The sequence below is a fragment of the Cupriavidus pauculus genome (assembly GCF_008801835.1).
GTDB lineage: Bacteria > Pseudomonadota > Gammaproteobacteria > Burkholderiales > Burkholderiaceae > Cupriavidus > Cupriavidus pauculus.
In genome coordinates this window covers 1-10,328 of record NZ_VZOW01000062.1, presented here as the reverse complement: position 1 = coordinate 10,328, position 10,328 = coordinate 1, and the positions used below count along the sequence as shown (strand labels likewise).

The window sequence follows — 10,328 nt, the reverse complement described above, 5'->3', positions numbered from 1 at the left end:
CGGTCTATGACGAGTTCCGCGGCTCGACTGTGGCAACGGACGAACGAAAGGACCGTCGCGCGTTGGTGGGTGCGAGTTATGCATTCGGTCCCGCGAAGGCCTTCCTGGGGTATCGCTGGTTCAATGGCAATGCCGGCACGCTGGCAGCCAGCCGGGCAAACCTGTACTGGGCCGGCCTGCGCTACAGCATGACGCCGGCGATGAGCCTGACGGGTGCCGCCTATTACACGGATACGCGCAACTCGGGTGCGGATCCGCTCATGTTCGTGGCGTCGGCCGACTATGCCTTCTCGAAGCGCACGGACGTCTATATGAACGTAGCCTATGCGAGGAACAAGAACGGCTCGCAGCTCGGTCTGAACGGCTACAACTCGCTTTCGGGTGCACCTACCAGTGTCGCACCGGGCAAGAACCAGGTTGGTGCGGTCATCGGCGTGCGCCACAAGTTCTAATCGAATCCTTCAAGATCGACACTCCCTTGCTAACAACAAGAGAGCTTCGGGCCACCAAATTGGTGGCCCTTTTTTATGATGCACCTTGGAGAGGTATTGCCATCTTACGGAGTTCATGATGGCAGAGATTTTCAAAAAATCTGAAGGAGTGAATGGTTGGCTGGCGTCGAAATGGCTTAACACAACCAAGGCACGCGCTATGCCTCCGACCCACCCTGCGGGCAGCGTACCCGCGCGTGCGCTTGACCGCCTGAAAATGGTCGACCAAAACCAGGTCCGCTACACGGTTGTAAATGTCGAGTATGAGCATCGCGATCTGCTCGGCAGTCTGGTGTCGGCGCAGTTCTACTACGCGACTACTACAGCCGCTTTACGCCATTCAACGCGCGGGCCGTTCCCACGCGCGGCGGTAACGTTGACCGGACGACGCAGAACTCCAAGGTCTTCGGTACTCCGGTGCCGCGGTGGAACAACCGGTTACACACAACGTTTTTCGCCGGCCACGACTATCGCCTGAACGGTGTGGAAAGCTTCAGACGCGCGATGTCAGCACCTACACCACGCTCGATCTGATCAGCAGCTACCGGGTGACGAGGCAGGACACCCCGACTGGCGGCATCCAGAACGTGCTGAACCGCTACTACTACCCGCTCTACAGCCAGGTGCTGCGCAACAACACGAGTCACCTTCCTGCGGCTGACATCAGCACCGCTGGTGAATGGATGGCAAGGCCTCCTTGCCCTGCCATCCATCGGATCTGCTATTGGCCGAATAGCTGGGGTGCAGCGGTGAGGAGGGAGCTCGATGGTGTACCCGTCGCGACGCAGGACATAAGGAAGTCACCCCGGTGACTCGGTTAGCACGGGTCGGCTCCAGCGGGAGCGCCATCAGAAGACGACAGGTATCTAGCCGCGTTCCATCTTAATGACAGACAGCCCGAATGTCAGTCTTGGCCGGTCACCTTTTTCCAGTTCTGAACCTTGCGAGCGCTCTCCTCGTGGCTGTACGCTTCGGATCTGCTAGGCATCAAAGCCACGCTCAAGCCGTACGGTGCGGTCGGGGCGGCCTGCGCCACGGCATTGCGAGGCCAACAAGGTGCCCCAAGCTCAGCGCTATCGGCGGATAGACTGGGCGAGGCGGTCCACTGTCCGGTTACTCGACAGTCCGAGGCGTCGCGTGATTTCCTCACGCTGCAACCCCTGGAGGAGGGCGCGCCGGCAGTACGTATTGCGGAGGATACGCGGGCTCATATCCGCCGCGTCGAAGCCGATGGCATCGAAGGCCTCGCGTACGATCTTCCCAAGACTCATATAGGTGATGGGGGTGCCGGTGCGCTTCAGGGTGAACAGCAGGTCGCCATAGACGGGTGCCTTGCTGCGGATGGCCAGCCATGCTGACAACGGCGCGATGGCGAAGGACTCAAGGTCGATGATGCGAGGCGATTTCTGGTTTTTTGCCGGCACGTGCAAATAGAGGGGCGAGGTGGCGGGGTGAAGGTCTTGCACGCGGGTCATTCTACCCTCGCCGGCAGTGACACCGGTGCCGAGAAAAAATGCAACGATCGCGCGGCATCGCAGTTGCACAGAATTGTCGCCGCTTAGTGGTCGTACGAATTCCTGTAGCCGTGCATCCACCTCCTCGGGAAGGTAGAGGCGCTCGGGCTCCTCCTGAAGCCATTGGTCGGCCAACCTCAACTCCGCGGCAGGGTTGGATGCACGCACGCCAGCGAGAATCAGGTGGCGGCACAACCTGTCCATCAGTTTGAGAAAGCGTACCCGGGCTGCCGTGTCGGCGGCCCCATTGGCGTCGTGCCAGAAGGCTTCGATGTCATCCGATCCAAAGTTCCTCAGCGTGGCGCCGTGAGTGTTCAAGTGGCGATGGAAACGTACAAAAATGGCGCGGTGCAGCCTGATCGAGCGCTTTGCAAAGGGGTGGTGATCGGCGCTGGCGGCTTCGCCGGCCTGCCAACGGTCGTAGGCGCGAGTAGGATCGGTTAGCCAAAGTCTATGCATATGGGGGTATGGGTTATAGAACGGCAGCTGGACAACCTCGGGGCCTCTCCTATACGGCGATGGCCGGTCACCACGGGAGAAGCATGTGTCCCGCGCGCTTGCCGCTCGCGGCCTCTCCAGGGATCATCACTGGGTGACGGCCTTCTGTGCATCCAGGACATCAGCGGCTTGTCGCGTAGCGTGGGTGCCAGTTCGTCCGCAACGACCCCGCCTCGTGTCGGGGTATGACACGGCTATTGGCCAAGGCTCGCATCCTCCAAACTCGTCGCGAGCGCGGCGTTCGCAGTCGCAAAATTCATTCGTAACTCCAGAAACTGCCGTTGTGCGGCGTAGTATTGGCGACGGGCATCCAGCAGATCGGTCAACGGAATGGCGCCTTTTTTGTAAGCGAACTCCGCAGCTTCCACCACCCACGTTGCGTCCGGCAAGATCTTCTCCTCGTAGCGAGCCAGTTGCACCCGTGCCGAATCGAACTGTTCAAGTGCACGGGCGACTTCCACGCGTGCACTTGCCCGTGTCTTGTCGAGGTCAATCCGAGAGCCTCTCAACTCAGCTTCCGCGCGTGCAATCTCGCCGTCATACTCGTTGTGAATGAGGAGCGGCATGGACAGCTGCACGCCAAGCGTGGTGCCGCCGTTCGCGGGAAGGTTGCGTTCACTGACGAGCGCCAACGTCACGTCGCGGATCCGTTGCGCTTGCGCGAGCTGCAACTGTGCCTCTTCGGCGGACAGGCGTGCGATGGCAGCCTGAACATCCGGGCGCGTTTCCAGCATGCCTTCGATACTCTCCGATGTCGGTTTGATTTCGCCGGCGACTGGCCAGGCATCGATCACCCGGATCAAGGCGGACTCACGTTCACACCCAAGTAGTGCCGCCAGAACGTTGCGTGCAATGCCAAGATCACTTTGCGCCTGAGCCACGTCGTTCTCGCTGCGGCGCTCTTCGATACCAAGCCGAACCACATCCACGCGGGCAAGATCCCCGACCTTCAGCCGCAGTGCCGCGGCTTCACGTGAGCGCGTGAAGGCCGTCTGGGTCGCCTGAGCAAGCCCGACACGCTCCTGCTCCTGCTTCAACGCAAAGTAGGCGGTGGCCAGCGCTAGGCGGAACTGGCGCCAAACATTCTCGGCATCGAGGCGCGCAGCGTTCTCCAGATGGCTGGCGACCTGCGTTCGTAGTGCCCGCTTGTTGCCGCGCTCGATGAGTTGCGAAACACTGACGAGCATGTCCGCGTCACGCGGACGATATTGTCCGAGTAGCCCCGGCCCGGTGCCCAGGGTCAGCGTTGGGTTGGGTCGCTTTCCCGCGCCGATGAGTACGCCCCGGGCTGCGTCCAGTGTGGCGCGCGCGGCCGCGATATCGCGATTATTTGCGTTCCCGATGCGCAGCGCCTCTCGCAATGTCAAAGCACCCAGTTCGTCAGAGGAGTGGGCGTCAGTACGATTCGACGCCACCGTCGATGACGACACGGCTGCGCTCCGTGTAGGCCTGAGGGTGGTCGAAATGGGCTGTCCAAATGCGGGGATAGCCAGCATTTGACACAGCGCCGCAACAGTCAGCGGCGCCAACCCGTTCCATGAACCCGAGGTTCGCAGGCGAACGGGTCTGCCTTCGTCCGATCTTGCGAATATGTAAGCCATGGTGTGCGGGCCTTTCGTTCCTGGTTGCCTTGCCGCATACGTGCCTGAAGCGAGACGATCAGGCTAACCTACACGAATCGAACTCACTGGCTCATGACGGGGAAATTACAAGATCGTTAGCTGACTATTTTGGGCGGAAGCTGTAGTGTTTGGAAAATGGTAGCTTCGCTTGCCGGAGCCGCCATGTCGCGCGAGAGAAATGCATGTGATGTCGGGCTAAGCTTCGCGCTCCGAGCGTTGGCATGAGGCGCGTCTGCCGATGGTTTTCAGTATCTGCGTGAAGAATCGACGTCCGCGATAGAAGAGCTAGTGTTCTATGGTGGATGAAGCTTGGCTACGCGTGCAGGACACATTTTGCGTGGAAAACGCCGAAGGGAGGCACGCAATGGAGACTGCGGCAGACCTGACGCGCGCCGGGTTGAAGCGTCTCCGCGACTGCGTATCTTGCAACAATTTTGGGAGAGCGCACAATGTCGCGTCAGTTCCGCGCGGAGGTCTATCTTTTGCGTGAGGACTCCATGATGCTCTACGGAAGGTGTGCCCAATGCCAGCGGCGAACGTCAGAGTGGCACGATCCCCGACCCCGGACTTTTCTTCGTGCTTAACGGTTTCTTTGATGTGGCCCGGCGGGACAGCGCCGATGGCGCAGGCACCCCGGGTGATGTTCGTCGATTCGCAGCGCGGGCACAAGCCAATATGAGTGGCCATCACTCGCGCTTTCCATTCGCCTTCATTCATCATGGTTGCCGAAACTCCTACCCGTCGTCATGTTACGCCTTGCATTCATTGCCCAATGAGAGCCTGCGCGAAAGGGGCGCTCTGACTAGGCAATTTGCCGGAATTTCCCTGGACGAAATGACGGCTACTGCATGGGCCCGCTGTGAGCGAGACTTTGTTTCTGACTTGCGCACGTCTAGTCCTCCTACGGTGGCACCGCCGCCTCACCAGCCTGCGTGCCGTCTATGTGGGTTGACAGACAGTGATCCAAACGAGTCGACCATAGAGTGATGCCACGGGCAAGCACGGGTGAACATGACGCTTCACGTCGGCGAATTCGTGACTGAAATGGTCGAAGCACCATTCCTGTCCGCGCACCAGGATACGCTGGTCAAGGTGGCAGACCTCTCCCAATGACAATCATGAACAAACCTATCCAACGAGTGTTCGTGGCCGGCCATCGCGGCATGGTCGGCTCAGCGATTGCGCGTTCGCTGGCCACGCGCGATGACGTGGAACTGGTCGTCCGCACGCATGCCGAGGTCGATCTCACCGACCAGCAGGAAGTCAGCTACTTCTTCGCCACCGAAGGGATCTCGCAGGTCTATCTGGCGGCAGCGCGCGTGGGCGGTATCCACGCCAATGACACCTACCCAGCCGAGTTCATCCAGCAGAACCTGATGATTGCGGCTAACGTGATACACGAGGCTTGGCGCAACGGCGTCGAACGGCTACTGTTTCTCGGGTCAAGTTGCATCTATCCGAAGTTCGCGCCGCAACCGATCAAGGAGTCCGCACTGCTGTGCGGCGAACTGGAGCCCACCAATGCGCCTTACGCCATGGCCAAGATCGCGGGCATCACGCTGTGCAAGAGCTACAAACGTCAATACGATGCGGATTTTCGCTGCGTGATGCCGACCAATCTTTATGGGCTCGGCGATAACTACCACCCCGAGAACAGCCACGTGATCCCCGCGCTGATCCGACGCTTTCACGAAGCGAAGATTTCGGATGCACCAGAGGTGACGGTCTGGGGATCGGGTACGCCGATGCGCGAGTTCATGTATGCCGACGACCTGGCCCGCGCCTGCTTGCACGTGATGGGGCTGTCCCGCCAATCCTACTGGACACACGCAGGCAAGGCCGGTTTCCTGAACGTCGGTACTGGAGAGGAGGTCTCGATCCGCCAGTTGGCGCTGCTGGTGGCAAAGGTGGTGGGCTATCAGGGTAGCATCCTGTTCGACAGCGCGCGTCCTGACGGCACGCCGCGCAAGCGCCTGGACAGCAGTGTCATCAGCGCTTCGGGCTGGCAACCGCTGGTAACGCTGGAATCCGGATTGCCGCTCGCGTACCAGGATGCCATTGCAAGCGAGGCGTCCGAGCTTTCACGGGAATGGGCGGGCAGTCGGCACGTACAACCATGTCCAGTAAGGCGAGCCGCCCCAGTCGGCTGACGCAAGTCGCGGAAGTCCGCCCGTTCTCGAGCGGGGTGTTCTGGTCTGTGCGCCGATGCCAACGACGCGGGCGTTACGAACGCATTTGCTTTGGGTGCAACCTCAGGGTCATCGTTGACTTCACCCCAAGGGGTCAATGAAGACGAAAGTAAGGGCCACAGTCCTTTGTACACGTCGGGGCCGCATACTACTCGTTACCAAGGATGACAGCAGATGGGCTTTGCCTGGTGGGCGTCCGGGAAAAGCGGAAGTTCTTGCCAGTGCCGCAGCACGGGAGCTTTATGAAGAGACGACGCTGATCGCAAAAGGGCTTGAATTTCTATTTCAAGTGATTGGCGCGACAACGGTGCACCACGTTTTCGTTGCGAATATCAGCAGGACCGTCGCCGCCATGCCGGGCAAGGAGATCCTGCGCTGCCAGTGGTTCGCCCCATCCGAGCTCGACGAGATTGTCGTTAGCCCAACGACGCGACACATCATTGAAGCATTCTGGATCGTACGCAACCGGTAGAGGCAAAGTGTGCGCGTCGACGCGATAGTCCCTGCACGAAGCGCAAGATCGAGGCGCATTAACGCTTTTACGCTTTAACGAATCGATCCTTTGCTGCGACGCGATTCACCACGCCGTGCGCACGCGTTGAAAATCCGCCATCCAGGAGCCAGAACAATATTCGAGGCGACGGGCCGCGTTGATGCATCCTGCATGGCGGAAGCTATCCTCCAGGAGGATGCGGTGCCACTCATGAGACATAAAGGCAGCCATGGGAACGCGCGTTCGTCCGACCGGTTGCCACGGTGGAGCAAGCCGGTAATCAGTTGGACAGGTCTTCGTCACCTACAATCCTCTATCCTGACCGATGCGGTGGATTTGTTAGTCGATGAGAGAGACCTGACAAGAGTTTTGCGATGATGGAATCGTACGGCTGGTCGGATTCTAGCGAGACAAAACGAATGTCTTACGACGAGCATACGAGGCAGCACATGGGACCGTACTTTCGACCTTGAGATAGTGGGATGGCGATGACCTTAATATCTGTTATAACCGTCAATCTCAACAATCGCGTTGGCTTGTCAAGGACAATGGATAGCGTGTCGGCGCAGGTTCGCGACGATTTCCGTGTTGAATTCATCATCGTTGACGGCGCCTCTACGGATGGTTCCGTTGAGATGGCAATGTTACGGCGATCAGAAATCGATCATTTTTTTAGTGAGTCGGATCGCGGAGTGTACGCCGCAATGAACAAAGGGTTAAACGTTGCGAGAGGAGAGTGGGCGGTATTTATGAATTCGGGGGATTGCTTCGCATCGCCAGGCGTACTCTCTGAGATGATGCGGAGCAAGAGCCAATCCCCGGCAGAGCCCTGGTTGATCTATGGCGACAATCTTGGTCGGAATGGTCTGGAGCCTGCTGCGCCGTTGCTGAGGCTTCGTGCCGGAATTATTCACGCATGCCATCAGTCGATGGCATTTCGTGTTTGCGATCTGCGCTACGAGGAAAAATACAGGATCTATTCGGACCTGGATTTCGTTCTTCAATATTACAAACGATACGCGGCTGGAGCCTTCCGCTATGTTCCGATGGCGTTGTCATGCATAGAGCCAAGTGGAATCAGCGCATCGTTTCCCAGAGAGAAGAGATTGGAGAAATTTAGAATCGTCTACGATCGTTTTGGATTGAATGGTGTGGTATATGCCATGGCCGTCTCGATTGTCATGGTGGCTCGTGCAAGATTGGCAAAAAGAAGGTGACGCTTGAACATGGGTCGCCAAAAGGATGGTGAGTCATCTGGCGCTGAGCTTCCAGCGTTCCCCCAGAGATGCGGGCTTTGGTGCCTGTCACAGCTTGTAGCCCAGCGTTCGTAGCGATACCTGTCGAATAGCTCGATACCGTGCCAGTCCCAATCGTATGGAGGGTCGCCTCACCAAAAAAATGCGGTTGCCCAGATCGGAGCAACCGCTAAGTGTTCCACCGGGGGAACGGCGGATCTAATGGATATCGGACCCGGCGATGCGAAGACGAGGGCCATTGGAGGAGTGGGCTGATATCGTAACCTGTGTTTGTGCAAGTTAAGCGCCGCGAGGCTGGCGTTCTCGCTGTATTCCTGGGTGGGCTATTTCGCAATGATCTCACCCAGGTGATGCTCAATCTTCGCGCCACCGCCGTACACATCGAAGTTCGCGGCTTTGGCGCCGTCCGTGTACGGATCCCTCGGTCGATGAATCTGTCCACGTTCGGTATTGCCCGCGGTTTCTGCAATGGCGCTGCCGATACCGACGATCGAGACCGTGAGAGCGAACAGGGCCGCAGTGGTACGTTTCATGAGTTGCCTCCTGTTGAGTTCTAGTTCGACAATGCCAGTCTAGTCCGGCCAACCGAACCTACAGATGACCCTCCCATTACAACTGCAGAACGTTTTAGGGACATAGGATCTCGTTGCGAGGAACCGTAAAGAGGCGGCGATCTTCAGCGCATACCCATTGCGCGAGAGCGGAATCGGACAACTGTGTCGCACACAGGCCGTAGCACTGGCGAATGGCATCCGCCCAGATTCTTCTCTCGGCGGCTAGCGACGCGATATGAGGTGGGGCAAGCCATGAGCACGTGGAAACAGCGAAAAATAAGTCTTCGTCCGTCGGTCTGCGAAGGGCATTGCATCGGTGCCACGAGCCCGTCGGGACAGGGAAAGATGCATCGTGACGCGATGCATTGGCGTGAGCGTCTGGCAAGGCTAATGCAAGGCTGACGATCGCAGTTGCGCTATTCGTGGGGCTTTCCGAGTTGTAACGGGTGGGTAAGGTCTTCGTATGGGCCGGATGGCTAACCTCGATGGCACAGGTTAGTCCCGAAACTCATAAGGAGAACGTCGTGACATCCCGAAAGCCCTCCATCGCGTCGCTCATACTCGGCGTAGTCACACTTCTTGCAACGCCCGCAGCATGGAGCGCTGACAAGATCGAATCCACTAGCGCGGACGGCTGGTCGCAGCAGGCCCAGATTCAAGCGGCTGCACACCATGGTCATGGCTCCGGAGCGGGCCACTCTTCATTGTCCGCCGTCAGACTTGGCCCGCAGGCTTCGCTGTTCGGCAGCGAGGCGCCGGCGGGGAGCACCGCGCGCGTCGTCGAAGTTGCGCCGGGCCTGAAGTACGTGAATATCGATTCGGGCGAGACCGTAACGTTCAAGAGTGGGGCGCGCGAGATCACTTTTGCTTTTGGGCAGTTGGGCAGCAACAAGGCCGTTGCCATCAACGAGCTCTTCCCGGAATTGCCTGGCGGCCAGGGCGTCTGGTTGTACATCGAGCAGAGCGAACTCTACGCCGGCGGCTAACGAGGCGACAGTGCTAGCCGCGCACCCGTCCGTCTTGTCATGTTCCGATCAGGCTCGGGTCGAGATGGAATGGACGCCGTCCGCCCTCCGGGGACGCAGGGCGGCGTCCATTCCGTCGGGACCCGCGATACGTTCACTGAAGGGGCTTAACCGTCAAGGGTTCTGGCTGACGCGGCATGCGCCCGCGGCGCACCGAGAGATGCTCGGTGTGGTCCGTGCGCGCCTTGCATTTGCAGGTTCGCCTGACCGTGCGGTGCTGGAGCTACAAGGATTTGGCGATAGCTTCGATCGGTTTGATGCCCGTGCCAAAGCGCGCGATGTTCTCCCGATGCTCGCGAAGGCTGGAGTACGGGACGTATCGCATGTTGAGTTCGGCGACACGACTGAAGGCCGGCCGGCTGAGTTGCGCACGGACTTCCGCTTCTCGGTTGTCTGGGGCAACGAGGAATAGATGTTTGGTGGCGGATTGACTGTTGCCCAGAGCGAGATCCAGCAACCGCACGATACCGGAATAAATCGATGTCGAATGTTCGACCTCGAATGCGGCGGCGACCTCAAGGGTTGTGGGATCCAGCCAGACTGCATCGATCAGCGGGACTGACCTTGCCCCTGTTCCACGAATCCCATAACCGAGGGAATTAGGCAGCCCGGTGTTGCTGAGCTGCGGACCAGTTTTTCTCGAACGTCATGGGGCTGACGTAGCCCAGCGTCGAGTGGAGTCGGCT

Annotated in this window: 8 protein-coding genes and 2 pseudogenes; 6 read left to right on the top strand and 4 right to left on the bottom strand. The window is 59.0% G+C overall.

Annotated elements, in window-relative coordinates; all coding sequences use genetic code 11:
* Together F7R19_RS28825 and F7R19_RS30695 are read left to right on the top strand one after the other, a co-directional pair.
* The coding region (locus tag F7R19_RS28825) for a porin (protein WP_150982910.1) at window positions 1-452 on the top strand (452 nt) is incomplete at its 5' end.
* Between the two features lie 256 nt (window positions 453-708).
* Window positions 709-1,303: pseudogene (locus F7R19_RS30695) on the top strand (hypothetical protein); the annotation flags it as partial.
* A 261-nt stretch (window positions 1,304-1,564) separates the two neighbouring features.
* Here F7R19_RS30695 and F7R19_RS28815 read toward each other — a convergent pair.
* Window positions 1,565-2,464, bottom strand: coding sequence for a tyrosine-type recombinase/integrase (locus F7R19_RS28815; RefSeq protein ID WP_223506431.1), 900 nt, complete (start codon window positions 2,462-2,464; stop codon window positions 1,565-1,567).
* A 233-nt stretch (window positions 2,465-2,697) separates the two neighbouring features.
* Window positions 2,698-3,933, bottom strand: a complete 1,236-nt coding sequence (locus F7R19_RS28810) for a TolC family protein (RefSeq protein WP_158664392.1) — start codon at window positions 3,931-3,933, stop codon at window positions 2,698-2,700.
* Between the two features lie 1,310 nt (window positions 3,934-5,243).
* Between F7R19_RS28810 and F7R19_RS28805 the strand changes: the two genes are divergently transcribed.
* The 3 genes from F7R19_RS28805 to F7R19_RS28795 all read left to right on the top strand — a co-directional run bounded on the left by F7R19_RS28805 (window position 5,244) and on the right by F7R19_RS28795 (window position 8,024).
* Complete coding sequence (locus F7R19_RS28805; protein WP_249043179.1) at window positions 5,244-6,275, top strand: GDP-L-fucose synthase family protein; 1,032 nt, start codon at window positions 5,244-5,246, stop codon at window positions 6,273-6,275.
* A gap of 136 nt (window positions 6,276-6,411) precedes the next feature.
* Window positions 6,412-6,786, top strand: coding sequence for an NUDIX hydrolase (locus tag F7R19_RS28800; protein WP_104669840.1), 375 nt, complete (start codon window positions 6,412-6,414; stop codon window positions 6,784-6,786).
* A 503-nt stretch (window positions 6,787-7,289) separates the two neighbouring features.
* Entirely contained in the window at window positions 7,290-8,024 is a 735-nt protein-coding gene (locus F7R19_RS28795; protein WP_104669841.1) for a glycosyltransferase, read from the top strand.
* Window positions 8,025-8,386: 362 nt separating this feature from the next.
* On the opposite strand, the gene F7R19_RS28790 is transcribed toward F7R19_RS28795, so the two are convergent.
* A complete protein-coding gene (locus tag F7R19_RS28790) occupies window positions 8,387-8,596 on the bottom strand; it encodes a hypothetical protein (protein ID WP_104669842.1) in 210 nt (69 codons plus the stop codon).
* A gap of 545 nt (window positions 8,597-9,141) precedes the next feature.
* On the opposite strand from F7R19_RS28790, the gene F7R19_RS28780 reads away from it, so the two are divergent.
* Window positions 9,142-9,603 (top strand): CzcE family metal-binding protein, encoded by a 462-nt coding sequence (locus F7R19_RS28780; protein ID WP_104669843.1) that lies wholly within the window; start codon window positions 9,142-9,144, stop codon window positions 9,601-9,603.
* Window positions 9,604-9,865: 262 nt separating this feature from the next.
* On the opposite strand, the pseudogene F7R19_RS30395 reads toward F7R19_RS28780, so the two are convergent.
* Window positions 9,866-10,249: pseudogene (locus tag F7R19_RS30395) on the bottom strand (type II restriction endonuclease); the annotation flags it as partial.
* Window positions 10,250-10,328: the final 79 nt, after the last annotated feature.